12 protein-coding genes are annotated in these 15738 nt (G+C 35.3%); 9 read left to right on the top strand and 3 right to left on the bottom strand.

Annotated elements, in window-relative coordinates; translation table 11 throughout:
- Nucleotides 1–288: 288 nt before the first annotated feature.
- From LV89_RS11110 to LV89_RS11095, 4 genes are all read left to right on the top strand, one after another.
- Nucleotides 289–2160, top strand: coding sequence for a M61 family metallopeptidase (locus tag LV89_RS11110; RefSeq protein WP_109742967.1), 1872 nt, complete (start codon nucleotides 289–291; stop codon nucleotides 2158–2160).
- 42 nt (nucleotides 2161–2202) lie between these two features.
- Nucleotides 2203–2925 carry a hypothetical protein gene (locus LV89_RS11105; protein ID WP_146199141.1) on the top strand — a complete coding sequence of 241 codons (723 nt, stop codon included), beginning with the start codon at nucleotides 2203–2205 and terminating at the stop codon, nucleotides 2923–2925.
- Complete coding sequence (locus LV89_RS11100; protein WP_109742965.1) at nucleotides 2912–4903, top strand: S8/S53 family peptidase; 1992 nt, start codon at nucleotides 2912–2914, stop codon at nucleotides 4901–4903. Before LV89_RS11105 ends, LV89_RS11100 begins: the two co-directional genes overlap by 14 nt.
- A gap of 409 nt (nucleotides 4904–5312) precedes the next feature.
- Entirely contained in the window at nucleotides 5313–6092 is a 780-nt protein-coding gene (locus LV89_RS11095; RefSeq protein WP_109742964.1) for a transglutaminase domain-containing protein, read from the top strand.
- A 101-nt stretch (nucleotides 6093–6193) separates the two neighbouring features.
- Here the strand turns inward: LV89_RS11095 and LV89_RS11090 are convergent, their stop codons facing one another.
- Nucleotides 6194–6403, bottom strand: a complete 210-nt coding sequence (locus LV89_RS11090; protein WP_109742963.1) for a hypothetical protein — start codon at nucleotides 6401–6403, stop codon at nucleotides 6194–6196.
- Nucleotides 6404–6641: 238 nt separating this feature from the next.
- Here LV89_RS11090 and LV89_RS11085 point away from each other — a divergent pair, with 238 nt between their 5' ends.
- Nucleotides 6642–8597 (top strand): sialate O-acetylesterase, encoded by a 1956-nt coding sequence (locus tag LV89_RS11085; RefSeq protein WP_109742962.1) that lies wholly within the window; start codon nucleotides 6642–6644, stop codon nucleotides 8595–8597.
- A 289-nt stretch (nucleotides 8598–8886) separates the two neighbouring features.
- On the top strand, nucleotides 8887–10689 hold the full coding sequence (locus LV89_RS11080; protein ID WP_109742961.1) for an alpha-L-arabinofuranosidase: 1803 nt from the start codon (nucleotides 8887–8889) through the stop codon (nucleotides 10687–10689).
- A 63-nt stretch (nucleotides 10690–10752) separates the two neighbouring features.
- On the opposite strand, the gene LV89_RS11075 is transcribed toward LV89_RS11080, so the two are convergent.
- Nucleotides 10753–11394: a response regulator gene (locus tag LV89_RS11075; RefSeq protein WP_109742960.1), complete on the bottom strand. Its 642-nt coding sequence runs from the start codon at nucleotides 11392–11394 to the stop codon at nucleotides 10753–10755.
- 38 nt (nucleotides 11395–11432) lie between these two features.
- On the opposite strand from LV89_RS11075, the gene LV89_RS11070 reads away from it, so the two are divergent.
- A complete protein-coding gene (locus LV89_RS11070) occupies nucleotides 11433–13172 on the top strand; it encodes a tetratricopeptide repeat-containing sensor histidine kinase (protein WP_109742959.1) in 1740 nt (579 codons plus the stop codon).
- Between the two features lie 251 nt (nucleotides 13173–13423).
- On the opposite strand, the gene LV89_RS11065 is transcribed toward LV89_RS11070, so the two are convergent.
- Nucleotides 13424–13846, bottom strand: coding sequence for an OsmC family protein (locus LV89_RS11065; RefSeq protein WP_109742958.1), 423 nt, complete (start codon nucleotides 13844–13846; stop codon nucleotides 13424–13426).
- Nucleotides 13847–13943: 97 nt separating this feature from the next.
- Here LV89_RS11065 and LV89_RS11060 point away from each other — a divergent pair, with 97 nt between their 5' ends.
- Complete coding sequence (locus tag LV89_RS11060) at nucleotides 13944–14402, top strand: LexA family protein (protein WP_109742957.1); 459 nt, start codon at nucleotides 13944–13946, stop codon at nucleotides 14400–14402.
- Nucleotides 14399–15664, top strand: coding sequence for a Y-family DNA polymerase (locus LV89_RS11055; protein WP_109742956.1), 1266 nt, complete (start codon nucleotides 14399–14401; stop codon nucleotides 15662–15664). The genes LV89_RS11060 and LV89_RS11055 overlap by 4 nt, the downstream gene beginning before the upstream one ends.
- The last annotated feature ends 74 nt before the right edge of the window (nucleotides 15665–15738 follow it).

Below are 15738 nucleotides of genomic sequence, written 5' to 3'. Positions count from 1 at the left end.
ATTTGATTTTGAGGATTTGAGTGAGGTTGCTTAAACTACTTCCTCATGAACTCATAAACTCACCTCCTTAAATCTTCACCTCCTCAAAAATCCTCACCTCCCCAAATCTTCACCTCCTCAAATCTTCACCTCCTCAAAAATCCTCACCTCCTCAAATCCTCACCTCCTCAAATCCTCACCTCCTCATAAACTCCCCCCAAAAATATACCTTTCACTCAATTTCTACGTTAATATCCCATCAAAGATTATTATCTTGCATTATTAATTTTCAACAACTCATATTATAGAATGAAATTTCAATTTTTAACGCTTTCGGCACTGTTTATATGCCTAAATACTTTCGGTCAGAAAGTCTCTCAAACTACCAACTATCAGTTTTTTATTGATTTAACTAAAGTCCAAAATGATAAATTGGAAGTGTCGTTAATTACGCCTAAAATGTTGAAGGAAGAAGTGGTTTATAATATGCCAAAGATTGTTCCCGGAACGTATGCAAACTATGATTTTGGACGTTATGTGTCTGATTTCAAAGCTTTTGATGCCTCAGGGAAAGCTCTTTCAGTAGAAAAGTTAGATAAAAATAGCTACAAAATTAAAGGAGCTAAAAGCTTAAATAAAGTTACTTATTTAGTAGATGATACTTGGGATTCTCCAGAAATTGCAGGAGAATATGTGTTTGAACCTGCTGGAACTGATATTGAAGAAAACAAATTGTTTGCCATCAATACGCACGGTTTTATTGGCTATTTTGATGATATGAAACGTCAGACTTATGAGGTGACTTTTACAAAACCAACGGGTTTTTATGGAGCAACTTCTTTAACTGCTGCTAAGACAAATCCCAAAACTGATACATTCATTGTTCCAAATTACAATGATTTGGTTGATGCTCCAATCATGTACTGCAAACCAGATACTACTATTTTGAAAGTAGGTGGTGCTGATATTTTAATTTCTGTGTTTTCTCCAAACAAAAAAGCAACTTCAGCCGAAATTGCAGCTAACGTAAAAACACTTTTGGAAGCTCAAAAAGAATATTTAGGAGGTGCTTTGCCAATCAAGAAATATGCTTTCGTGATTGTGCTTTCTGATAATTTGAAAAACGGTAGCTATGGAGCATTAGAACATTCATATTCATCTTTTTATTATTTGCCAGAAGCTTCGTCTGACGAACTTTCTCAGACCGTGAAAGACGTTTGTTCACATGAATTTTTCCATATTGTTACGCCTTTAAGTATCCACTCGGTTGAGATTGGAGAGTTTGATTTTAACAAACCAAAAATGTCAAAACACCTTTGGATGTACGAAGGAATGACCGAATACGCAGCGGGTCACATGCAGATGAAGTATAATTTGATTGATTTGCCAATGTATTTGAATATGTTAAAATCAAAGATTAGCAACATGAATGACCGTTATAAAGATGATGTTCCGTTTACAGTAATGTCTGCTGATGTCTTGGAAAAATACAAAGACCAATACCAAAATGTATATGAAAAAGGGGCGTTAATTGGTTTGTGTTTGGACGTAAAATTACGCCAATTGTCAGGTGGAAAATACGGAACACAGAACCTAATGCGTGATTTGTCAAAATATTATGGTAAAGAAAAATCATTCAATGATGATGAGTTATTCGATAAAATTACGGAGGTTACGAAATACCCAGAAATTCGTCAATTCTTTGCCAAATATGTAGAAGGAAAAGAGCCATTGCCAATTCAAGAAACCCTTAAAAGTGTAGGAATTGACTATTTGAAAAGCCGTAAAAAGAAAGAAAAGACATTAGGTTTTTCTGTTTATAATTTAGGAATTAGTCCAGAAACAAAAGGCGTTTTCATCATTGATGAAGATGGAATTGATGAATTAGGAAAGAAATTGGGACTTAAAGCAGGCGATGAATTTGTAAGTTTGAACGGTCAGAAATTAGATTTAACGTCTTTCAGAACAACTCGTAGTGAGTTTATGGCAAATGCAAAAGAAGGCGATGATGTAAATTATGTAGTGCTACGTAAAGAGGGTGATAAAAAAGTAGAAGTGAAGCTTACAGGTAAATTATTTATCCCAGAAGTAGAAGAAAAAAATATTTTAAGTGCGGCAGAAAACCCAACGGAAGAACAACTAACCCTGCAAAAAGCATGGTTAGTACCGTCGGCAAATTAATCAATATTGAAAATGAATTCAGCAGTGAAAAATAAATATTTCATGAATCTGAAAACAAAGTGGGTAAAAGCTATTGCAGTTTTTACCCATTTTGTTTTCATGCTCATTAGTTTGTGGTCGTGTCAAGAATTAGATTGCGGTTGTGTGCAACCTCCACAAACAGGAACGTCGTTTTTCTATCCAATACTTGGAACATTCATTGTGTATGATGTTCAAGAAATTCAATATTCATTGACAGAAACCCCAAAAGTTAAAAACTATCAATTTAAAGAAGTGAATGCTTCCTTTTTTCAAGATTCTGATAATAAAGAGACTTTAAGAATTGAACGTTATCGTCGAGAAAATGAGACGCAAAAATGGACAATTGATTCGATTTTTACGGCTAAAAAAGAAGTTGATAAAGCACTGAAAACAGAAAATAATGTAACTTACGTAAAAATGATTTTCCCAATAAAGGAAGGCGTTAAATGGAATGGGAATCTCTATAATTCTTTGGGAAATGATTTTTATGAAATGAAAAAGGTAAATCAGCCTTTTCAAATAAATGGACAAAATTTTGCTAAAACCCTAAGCGTCATTCAACAAAATGATTCTACATTAGTTGATTTGAAACGTAGAATGGAAATTTATGCAGAAGGTATTGGATTAGTTTATCAAGAAAAGACGTTTGTATCTTATTGTAATACAGTAGATTGTCTCGGAAAAGGGAAAATAGATTTTGGAATGAAATATATACTAAAAATTAAAAGCTATGGAAAAGAGTAGTCAGTTATCAGTTATCAGTAAACAGTTATCAGTAAACAGTTATCAGTTATCGGTTATTGGTTATTGGTTATTGGTTATCGGTTATTATTTAGGTATAATTCAGAAATGGATTCGGAATAAGGTTTTAGGGTCTGTGTGTTATTTACTGTTTACTGTTTACTGTTCACTGTTCACTGCCACACAGAAATGGATTCGGAATAAGGTTTTAGGGTCTGTGTGTTATTTACTGTTTACTGTTTACTGTTCACTGTTCACTGCCACACAGAAATGGATTCGTAATAAGGTTTTAGGGTCTGTGTGTTATTTACTGTTTACTGTTTACTGTTCACTGTTCACTGCCACACAGAAATGGATTCGGAATAAGGTTTTAGGGTCTGTGTGTTATTTACTGTTTACTGTTTACTGTTCACTGTTCACTGCCAACTGTTCCGCTCAGGGGAAATATTTGATTACATTTAAGGATAAAAATAATTCTCCTTATTCAGTTTCAAAACCATTAGAGTTTCTTTCTCAGCGTTCGGTAAACCGTAGAATAAAGCAAAAAATAGCCGTAAATACTCGTGATTTACCTGTAAATCCATCGTATCTCACTGAGATAACGAAAGCAGGTGGAAAAATTTGGTTTACATCTCGTTGGATGAATGCCGCTTTAGTGCAAACCACTGAGGCAAATTTGACTAATATTCTCAAACTTTCATTTGTAAAAGGATTAGAAATAAATGGGACAATTGACGACCCACGAACTCGGACTGGAAGACAAAAATCTAAGTTTGAAGCCTTAGAAACAGAGGCTTTTAATTATGGTTTAGCCAAAACTCAAAATGAAATGATTGGGGTTAATACCATACACGATTTAGGTTTACAAGGTCAAGGAATGATGATTGGAGTTTTAGATGCAGGCTTCAATAATGCCAATAATATACCTGCTTTAAAGGCAATTTTTGATGAAAAAAGAATTGTTGGAACGTATGATTTTGTCAAGAAAGAAACCTCAGTCTATGAAGATGATGGACATGGAACGGCAGTATTGTCGTGTATGGGAGCTTATACAGAAGGAAGCATGATTGGTTCTGCTCCGAAAGCGTCTTATTTGCTATTGCGTTCTGAAGATGCTCCTTCAGAATATATTATAGAAGAAGCCAATTGGCTTTTTGCAGCAGAATATGCCGATAGCGTTGGGGTAGATTTAATCAATTCTTCATTGGGTTATACCACTTTTGACGATGCCAAAACCGACCATACTTATGCTGATTTAAACGGAAATAAAACCATTGCGGCTCGTGCGGCAGACTGGGCTGCGGCAGTCGGAATTGTCTGTGTAATTAGTGCAGGGAATGAAGGAAATGGTGCTTGGAAATATATTGGAACACCTGCCGATGCAGATTCTGTTATTGCGGTTGGTGCAGTTACGGCTACAAAAACCTTAGCTTCGTTTAGTTCTTTGGGTATTCCGACGGATAAACGAATTAAGCCCGATTTGATGGCAATGGGACAGAGTGTTGCCGTTGTTGCTCCAACGAGTTCGGTTACTACTTCATCAGGAACGTCTTTTTCTTCTCCAATTCTTTGTGGAATGTTGGCTTGTTATTGGCAAGCATATCCCAATCTCACAGCTATTGAAGTGATTGATAAAGCAAGAAAATCAGGTAGTCAATACGATAATCCTGATAACAAATTTGGCTATGGGATTCCTAATTTGTCTAAATCAATTCAAATTTTAAATACTCAAAATGAATTAGAAACTTGGCTGGAAGTCTTCCCAAATCCTACAAAAAATGAAATAACAATACGGTTACGTAATTTTACAGGCAAAACTTATGAATTGAATTTGACAGATATTGCTGGAAGACGTTATTTGTCAGAAACAATGGATAGCCAGATTAAAACGATTTCTTTAGATAAAATCTCATCAGGAATGTACTTTTTAAGAGTTGGCAATGATGAAAAAAATAGTTTGATTAAATTATGGAAAGAATAATTTGAGATGAACTAAGTAATGGGACAAAATAAAGTACCATTACTTAGTTAATAAATAATTGATAATCAAATTCATGACAATCGTAAATCGTAATTCTTAAATCGTCCTTGTTCTTAATTCTACTTTGGCACGTTAAAACCTGCCCTAAAAAGCCGTAGGCTCGGTAGATTTTGTAGCTTCGAAATGAATTTCGGGCTACAAGATTTGTCAAGCCTACGGTTTTTTTCAAGAGTGTCAAAGTAGAATTAAACAATGGTGTAAAATTAGGTTATATAGAATAGCTTGGTTAATAGCGAGTTCCAACACTAAATACTAAGCCCTAAGCCCCAAACCCTACTTATTATGAAATTTTACAAACTTCTATCGTTCAAAAAGGTTATCTTTACATATACGATATTCCCTAACACAAATGAAGTTAAAAGTAGCTTGTCAGCTCGATTATGAATCCAAAGAAAATGTACCTCTAATTTTGATACTTCGTCCTCAAAATAGTTCAGGACAGCAAGTAATAGAAGAAAACTATACCATTACTCCAAAATTACCCATTTCTGAATATAAAGACGTATATGGGAATTTGTGCCAAAGACTTGTTTGTCCTGTTGGCAGTATTTCAATCAGTACATCTTCTGTTGTGGAAGCCCAAGATAATCTCGATATAAATTTTGCTGCCGATTATGTTCCCGTAGAAAACCTCCCTGCTGACGTATTAATTTATCTGTTAGCAAGCAGATATTGTGAGGTTGATAAATTGTTCAACCTTGCCGTAGAAATTACTCAGAATATAACCATGGGATATTCGCAAGTAGATGCCATTTGCCAATGGGTGCGTAAAAATATTCGCTACGAATACGGACATAGTTGTTCTTCAACTTCAGCTTTTGATATTAGTCAGAGTAAAATTGGCGTTTGCCGAGATTTCTCACATTTATGTATGGCTTTGTGTAGATGCTTGAGTATTCCTGCACGTATGGTTGTAGGTTATTTGTACGACTTAAAACCGATGGATTTACACGCTTGGTTTGAAGCATACATTGGAGACCAATGGTACACATTTGATGCAACGCAAAGCTCACTAAAAGGAAATAGAGTTGTTTTAGCGTATGGTAGAGATGCCAATGATGTGGCTTTTTCAACGCAATTTGGAGAAATGGAACTACTCAATATGTGGGTTTCGGTGGAGGCAGTTTAAGAGACTTGCCCCATCTTTTAGCCCCGAAATGAATTTCGGGGCTAAAAGATGGGACAAGCCTACGGTTTTTCAAGAGTGCCAAAGTAGCATTAATACTTTAACTAAGCTGCTTTTTTTACCACTTTTTTAGCGGTACTTTTTCCAGTTACCGCTTGTTTTTCAGTATCTGCACAGCATTTAGAAGCCTTTTCGCCTTTTTTGCAACAACCTACTTCTGTTTTTTCACACTTCTTATTTTTGTCTTTGTCAGTTGCTAAAGAAACATTAGCCACAAAAGCCAATAATGATAAACCTAAAATTACTTTTTTCATGTTTTTGATGTTTAAATGTATGCAATCGTAAATCATAATTCTTAAATGGTCACTGTATTTAAGTCTTTGATAACGTGAATATAATGGTTTTATTTCATCGTTTGAAGGTCAAAAATCATGCCTGATAATGACGATTACTAAAGTGAATAAAATGTAAACCTTCTAATCGAGGATAGTTTTATTTAGTATTAAATTTAAGTTTACCATTCAAAATTTAACCTTTCATATTCTCAAAACTATGCAACGTTTATTAACCATAATCTTATTGTTTATCGGGATTAATTCTTTTGGGCAAGTTCGTTTTGCACGTATTTTTTCTGACCATGTTGTACTTCAACAAAAAAAGCCAATTCCTGTTTGGGGATGGGCAAAACCTAATGAAAAAGTAACGGTTACTTTGGGCAAACAAACACTTAGCTCGCAAACTGATATTTCTGGAAAATGGCAAGTCGTTTTTAATCCCTTAGAAGCAGGCGGAGGAGCTTATACGATGGTGGCAAAAACGGCAAATAATGTTACAACAATTTCAGATATTTTGATTGGTGAAGTTTGGCTTTGTTCTGGACAATCAAATATGGAATGGACAGTAGCACAAGCAAATAATTTTTCCGTAGAAAAGAAAAATGCCAATTTTCCACAAATTCGCCATTTTAAGGTTGAACATGAAGTGACAATTTTACCGCAAACAGATTTGAAAGCAGGTGAATGGAAAATGGCTTCGGAAGAAACGGTGGGAGATTTTACGGCAATCGGATTTTTCTTTGCTCGTGAAATTTATCAAAAAATGAATGTACCCATTGGTATTTTACATTCTTCTTGGGGAGGTTCACAGGTAGAAGGCTGGATTAGCAAAGAAGGAATGTTGACCAACGAAGAGCTGAAAAATTATGCTCAAAATTTACCCGATACTTGGGAAGGAGCAGATAAACTTCATGACCAAAAATTGCAAAAACAAATTTTTGGAAGTGTGCTAAACCCTACTTTGGAAGATGAGAAAAAGTATTTGGACGCAAATTATGATATTGCTAAATGGCATAATGGCGGTAGTCCGATGGGACAGTGGGACTGGAAAGGTATTTGGGCATTTAGAGGACAAGGGTTTATGGCTCGAAAAATCGAAATTCCTGCCGAAATGATTGGGCAAAGTACCACGCTTTCTTTATCAGAAAATGATAGTTTCAATGAAGTTTACATCAACGGAAAATTAGTTTCTGCGGGAATTTTAAAAGGCGTTCGTAAGATTACTGTACCAGCTAATATTTGGAAAGTAGGTGCAAACCAAATTATGGTAAAATTTGGAAATCTTGTTAGTTTACCGTGGTTCGGGCTGGGTTTGCAAGGTTCTGAAAATGACCTTTTTGTAAGTTCGCAAAATCAGAAAATTAGTATTGCCAACGACTGGAAATTGATGCCTTCTTTTGCCGAAAAACATGAATACGTTCATTCAAGCAACAACACAGGAACAACCATTTATAATGCCATGATTGCTCCGATTGTCCCATTTGCTATCAACGGTGCTTTGTGGTATCAGGGAGAAACCAATGCAGGACGTGCCTTTCAATATCGTCAAACGTTTCCTTTAATGATTGAAGATTGGCGTAAAAAATGGAATGATAATTTCTCGTTTTATTTCGTCCAATTATCATCTTATGGCCCTTATCAAAATAGCAACCAAGGGAGTAATTGGGCGGAACTTCGAGAAGCCCAAACTATGACATTAAGTTTGCCAAATACTGGAATGGCAGTAACTACTGACGTTGGCAATCCGAGTGATATTCACCCAATAAATAAACAAGATGTTGCTCATCGATTAGCAAGCAATGCCCTGAAATTCAATTATAAACAAGATGTTACGTACAGTTCTCCGATGTATGAATCGGTGAAATTTGAAGATAATAAAGCCATCATTTCTTTTAAATTAATTGGGAAAGGTTTAGAAGTACACGATAAATTTGGCTACTTGAAAGGTTTTGAAATTGCAGGAGAAGATAAGGTATTTCATTATGCGAAAGCTGAAATTTCGGGCGATAAAGTAATTGTATATCATCCAAAAGGAGTAAAGCCAATTTCTGTGCGTTACGCTTGGGCAGATTCTCCGATTGACGCCAATTTATTCAATACGGAAGGTTTCCCTGCTTGTCCTTTCCGCACAGATGATTGGACAGGCATCACAGTTAAAAGTAAGTTTGAATAATGTAATTAGTTGTGATTTAGTGATTGGTGAATTGTGATTTAGTGATTGGTGAACTATTATTCACAACTCACAATTAAACTATTTCACAACTCACAATTCACTAATTCACAATTAAACTATTTCACAACTCACAATTCACTAACTCACAATTAAACTATTTCACAACTAAACTATTTCACAACTAATATCTTGCAAATCAAGGGTTTTCCCTGATGAATGAGGATTGAAAATAACTGAATTTTGTAATATTAATTCTTCCAAAATTTATAACAATCCTCAAAACTAAAAAATGATTCGATTTACTAAGTTTTTAATGTTCCATTTGCTTGGTATTGCCATACTGGGTTTTCCTTTATATTCTTGTTCAAAGACTACTGATAACGGTGTTATTGTTGCTCCAAAAGATTCTGTCATTGTGATAACTCCAGCCGTTGAGCCTAAAATTGCGTCAACAGTTGGTTTCTTTTTGGATAATTGGCAAGCAAAAACATTTACTACCCCATCTTACACAGAAAGTTCTATTCCAACAAGTGCTGTAAATACTGTTACGGTTGATGCTTCTGCAATTGTTACCAAAATCCCGAATCAAATTTTCGGACATAATGCTAATACTTGGATGGGAACATTTTTTGACCAAGCCAGTTTTATGACGGATATTACCAATCTCAAACCAAACGTAATTCGGTGGCCAGCAGGGAGTGGTAGCAATGGTTATTTCTGGAATGCAAATCCTGTGCAAGACCCTAACAATAAAAGCCGACAAACTCCGCCTGCACAATACATGAAAGATTGGGGCATTCCTGATAAATATATGGATAAAGATGGAAAACTATTTGATGCGTGGTTTGGCTACGGACAGACAACCGACAATTGGCGTGCCTCTCTAAGTAATTATTATGATATGCTACAAAAGAGTAATAACAAAGGCGTTATTGCTATCAATTATAGTTTTGCAAGATATGGCACAAGTAAAAACCCTGTGGCAACTGCCGCACATCTTGCCGCTGATTGGGTTCGTTTCGATAAAGGAAGAACAGAATATTGGGAAATTGGCAATGAAAATTATGCCGATTGGGAAGCAGGTTATAGAATTGATGTTTCTAAAAATCAAGATGGGCAACCTGAGTTTTTGACGGGTGGACTATATGCCAAACATTTCAAAGTTTTTGCCGATTCAATGAGAAAAGCAGCCACTGAAGTAGGAGTGAAGATTAAAATTGGAGCTGTTACCCAAGAAGCACAAACGCAATCTTGGCAAAACAATACAACTAAAACTTGGAATGCTACGATGATTCCTGAGTTGAATAATAAAGCTGATTATTATGTGGTTCACAATTACATTACGCCTTACGACCAAAACTCATCGGCATCAGTAATTATCAATTCGGCATTAACTGTTCCCGCTCAAATGATGAATTTTGTGAGTAATGAAATCACCAGTAACGGAGCAGAATTGAAGCCAATTGCCTTCTCAGAATGGAATATGTGGGCAAAAGGCTCAAAACAACAGGTTTCTAATATTAGCGGACTTTTTGCGGTAACTGTACAAGGAGAAGCTATCAAAAACAAATACGGTTTGGCGGCTCGTTGGGATTTTCTGAATGGTTGGGACGATGGAAACGACCACGGACTTTTTAGCGACGGTGGAAGTGCCGATGACCCAAAATGGAATCCAAGACCGTCATTTTATTATATGTATTATTTCCAAAAATGTCTTGGCGATAGAATGGTTTCTGCAACGATAAATGGAACAAGTGGAGCATTAGCCCCGATGACAACCTATGCTTCAACTTATTCATCGGGTGAAATGAATGTTACCATTCTGAATCCATCACCAAATGCACAGACAATAGAAGTAAAAACAAAGAATTTTAATGTAGGAAATCGTTTTTATTGGTATAGTTTAGCAGGAGGAAGTGATAATGGCGAGTTTTCAAGAAAAGTATTAGTCAATAACTTTGGTCCTAAAGGTGTGGCTGGTGGCCCGTCAGACTATACAACGCTCAAAGCTTTGTCGGCTTCAACCACCAACGGAATAAAAGTAACCGTTCCTGCTTGGGGAAGTGTTTTTGTAATGATTGATAAGAAGTAGTTTTAGTAACACAGACTTTAGTCTGTTCACTTTATCAACAGACTAAAGTCTGTGTTACCAATTCTATTTCACATAACCGTACTCCATTGCCATTTTTAATAAACTTACTACATTTTTTACCTCAAATTTTGATAATAAATTGCTCCGATGCGTTTCTACGGTTTTTTCACTGATGAATAAATCTTGAGCCATTTCTCGGGTTGTTTTGCCAAGAGCAATTAATTCTAAAACCTCTTTTTCTCGACGAGTAAAACGAATTTGATAGAGATTTTTCTCTTGTTGTTTTTGTCGAGTCATGCCTTTCATAATAATATCCATAACCTCAGCACTTTGATAATTTTTACCAGAATTAACAGTTCTGATAGCCTTTAAAAGTTCTTCAGCACCTGTATTTTTGAGAATATAGCCCAAAGCTCCATTCTTCATCATTTTGGTAATAAAACTTTCATCATTGTACATCGACATTGCCAATATTTTCACGAAAGGGAAATTTTCAGTGATATATTTACAAAGGTCTAAACCGCTATCTTTACCCAAATTTATATCCAATAAAACCACATCTACCTTTTTTGAACGTAGCGTTTCTTTAACTTGAATGGCATTTTGGCACTCACCAACTACCTCAAAGTCAAGTTCCTGCAACATCAAAGAAGTTACACCTTCTGTAAATATTTTATGGTCATCAACTAATAAAATACGTATCATTTGAATGGTTATTTTTCTATAAAAAATTGTATAAAATAATGGATTGCTTTAAATATGCCACGAAGTTAACAGTAATTTTGGTATTACTCCAATTTTCAAGTGTTACCGCCCAAAATACTAATTATCCCAATATTGATGCGGTATATACCCAAGTACAATTAGACAATTTGATAAAAAAATATGAGTCTAAACGGGATACTTTGGGCTTAGCATTTACCTATTGGGCGTATGCCAAAAATCAAGAAAGAGCCAATGGAATGAATACTTCTCCACTAACTAATTTTAGGAAAAGTATGGAGTGTTTTGGAGCAATAAAGGATTCTTCCAATTTCTATGATGTTCGTGGGGCGATTGGTTCATATTTCATGGATAGACCCTTTATTAAACAATATGCTCAGGAATATATCCAAAGTGCGGTTAAGTATTTTCGTAAAAAGAAGAAGTACAGTAATGAAATCGGGCATTTAATCAATTTAGCTAACATTAATATTCACAACGAAAATTATGCAATGGCTGACCAAATGTTGCGACGTGTAGAGTTCTTAAATACCAAAATTCATGATGAAGCTTTTCGAGGACGTTTACATTCTTCTTATTCAGATTTATATGCTCGGCAAAAGCAATATGCAAAAGCAATGACTCATGCAAAAATCAGTTTAGAAGTAGCTCAACATCTAAAAATTGATTGGCTCGAAGCACTTTCTTTGTATTTCATCGCTAAATGTTTGGAAGGATTAGAGCGGTACGACGAAATGATGCTTTATTTGGAAGCAAGTTTAAAAGTAACCGAAAATAATGTCAACCTTATTCAGCTTCGAGAATCTGTTTATGACAATCTTCACTACTACTATTATCAGAAAAAGAATTATACACAGGCTTACGCTTACGCAATCAAAACAAAACAGACTTTAGAAACCATTTATTTCTCGAAAATAGAAAGTGACGTTCGTTCTTTTAACGAATACCGATTATTGGAAAATCAGAAAATCATTATTTCTAAAATTGCCCTTGAAAAGAAATTGGCAGAAATAGAATTAGATAAATTACGGTCGAGACAACAATTATACATCGTTACCATTATCCTGACGCTCTTATTTTTATTATTATTCACTTATATTTTTATCAACCGCCGCAGATTGAGCCGATTAAGAGCTATCCAAATTGATAAAAACTTGCATATCGAAACACTCAACGCTTTAATTAATGGGCAGGAATCTGAAAGAGTGAGAGTTGCCCAAGAATTACACGACGGCTTAGGAACGATGCTTTCACGCATGAAAATTTTGGCAGGAAGAGGATTACCCCAAGAAAAAATAACCCAAATGATTGACGAAGCCTGTGCGGAGGTAAGAAATATTTCAGGCAATTTACAACCGAATACTTTGAGTAATTTTGGTTTGATTAGAGCCGTGCAAGACCTTGTTTTTAAGCAAAATAGTACCGAACCTGCCATTATTTTTCAATATTTTGGAGAACCATTTGAGATAGAAAATAAGAAAAGTTTGATGGTTTATCGCATCATTCAAGAGTTATTGGCAAATTCTCTAAAACACGCTCAAGCCACCGAAATATTAATTCAAGTGATATTTTCAGAAGATAACAATATTACTTTAACCGTTGAAGACGATGGAATTGGTTTTGACGAAGAAGAAGTAAAAACGGATAGTAATGGCTGGACAAATATCCGTTCAAGGGTGAATTATCTAAACGGAACAATCAATTTATATACCGACAAAGGCACATCTGTAACGATTTCTATGCCATTTTCTGGGGAGTGAAAGATATAACGCAGTCAGGGTTCAAACCTTGACTGCGTTAAAACAATTCGGAACTATCAACTATTTGACGCAGACAAAATTAGACCACAGATTGAACAGATTTTACAGATTTACACTGGGACACACAGTCTGTGACGCACAGTCTGGGTCAGTCAGATAAAATAAAGAAAAATCAGCGAAAATCAGTACAATCCGTTTCATCTGTGGTCTATCGTTTGTCTTGTGACAAACCATTTATAGTTCCGAAACAATTAAGCATTTATCTCAAAACTATGCGTAATTTCTGCCGAAGGGCTCAATTGTGCCGTTGCAGAACAATATTTTTCCATCGACATTTCAATAGCTTTCTTTGCTTTATCTTCCGAAATATTCCCTTTAAATTTAAAATGAACATTGATTTTACGGAAAGGTGTCATTTCTGTTCCTTCTATTTTTTCACGTTCTCCAGAAACTGAGATTTTTAAATCTTCAATTACTTGACGTTGCTTTTTCATAATCAAAATCACGTCAATAGCCGTGCAACCACCCAAACCCATCAATAATAATTCCATTGGGCGAGAGCCAGCGTTGTGTCCGCCAATATTTTCGGCAGCATCTATGTGTACGGGTACGCCCGACATTCCTTGTGCCTCAAAGTGAAAGGCATCGTCAACTCTTACTAATTCTACTTGCATTAACTTAAAGATTATGTATTAATTTCACAACAAACATAAGGCTTGCGAAAGTTCAAATCAAACAAATGGGTATTATATTTGGAGAAATTTAACGACTATGACATTAAATTACGACGGCGAAATACAGTTTTTTAGTCTCAATGATTGTGATATTATTGAACTCAATAAATACCTCATGCCCGTAGAATGTGGCACATCGGCGACAGGTTTTCCAAGTCCTGCCGATGATTATGTTGATATTACGTTAGACTTGAACGAATTTCATGGCGTAAAAAAGCATACTTGTTATTTGGTAGAAGCCAGAGGAGATTCAATGATTGATGCAGGAATTTCAGACCGAGATATTTTGATAGTTGATACCACGCTCGACTATCGAGAAAACGATATTGTCATTTGTAGTTTGAATCATTTTTATATGGCAAAAATCATCAGAAGAGTACAAAATAAACTCTTTTTGATTTCTAAAAATCCAAATTTTCAACCCGTAGAAATACAAGAATCAGACGATTTTCGAGTATTTGGCGTCGTGAAAGGTTTAAGTCGTAAATTCAGATGAACAAATGGTTTGGCTTAGCTGATTGTAACAATTTTTATGTTTCTTGCGAGCGAATTTTTAATCTTCCTGCTCGTGAACTTCCCGTTGTAGTGCTTTCTAATAATGATGGCTGTGTCATTTCTCGTTCCCAAGAAGCCAAAGACATGGGAATCGAAATGGGCGTGCCTGCCCATAAAATTGCAGATAGTATTAATAAAAAAACTTTAATGGCTTTTTCGAGTAATTATGCTCTTTATGGAGATATATCTTCAAGAGTGATGAATTGCTTGAATGACCTTTGCCCAGCGGTAGAGGTTTATAGTATTGACGAAGCCTTTTTAGATTTGAGCCTTATTCCTACTGAAGAATTGTTCGGTTTTGGCATTGAGATAAAACGGAAAATTGCCAAATGGACTAAAATTCCAATCAGTATTGGTATTGCTCCCACAAAATCTTTGGCAAAAGTAGCCAATCGTTATACCAAAAAATACCATAAAGAAAAAGGTGTTTTTGTAATAGATTCCAATGAAATTTTAGAAAAAGTATTGACCGAAACGCCCATTGAAAGTGTTTGGGGAATTGGAAGGAAATATGGCAAATTTCTAAAAAGTCATAATATAAATACGGCTTTAGATTTTACAAAACTACCCGAAAGTTTTATTAGAAAGTATTTTTCAGTGGTAGGCATAAGGCTTTACCGTGAACTAAAAGGAGAGTCTTGTTTAAATTTGACAGAAGTTGAAGACAAAAAGAAAGCCATTCAATATACACGTTCCTTTGGTAGATATGTCACTACTTTATCTGATTTAGAAGCGGCTCTTTCAACTTTTGCGAGTAAATGTGCCGAAAAATTACGGACTCAGGAAAGTTGTGCCAATGTCCTGAGTATCTACATTCGCACAAATCCTTTTAGTAAAAAGCCCCAAATTTATAAAAACATTACCTTGAATTTTGATATTCCTACAAATGGAACGTTAGAGATTCAAGAGAAAGTTTTGTTTGGATTAAGACAAATTTTTGTAGAGGGTTATGATTATAAAAAAGCAGGCGTTTATGTAACAGGACTTGTGCCAAATGATGCCATTCAAGGAAATTTGTTTAGTCAAGAACCAGATGTGAAGTTGCAGAAAATCAGTAAGTTGATGGATTTGGTTAACGCTAAATTTGGAAAAGATACCATTTCATTTGCGGTTCAAAAAAGTAAAACCAATTGGCAAGGAAATGCAGAAAAAATGAGTCCCAAATTTACAACACACTGGAAAGATATTCCCAAAGTTGAGTAAAAAACACGTCTGGTATGATTTTTTGATAATAAACACTTGAAAATATAAAACGATAAAGCATGACAAAAAGGTAA

Origin of the sequence: Arcicella aurantiaca (assembly GCF_003148625.1) — a bacterium.
GTDB classification, from domain to species: Bacteria; Bacteroidota; Bacteroidia; order Cytophagales; family Spirosomataceae; genus Arcicella; species Arcicella aurantiaca.
Note: the sequence above shows the minus strand (reverse complement) of the source record. Positions and strands in the feature narration are given on the sequence as shown.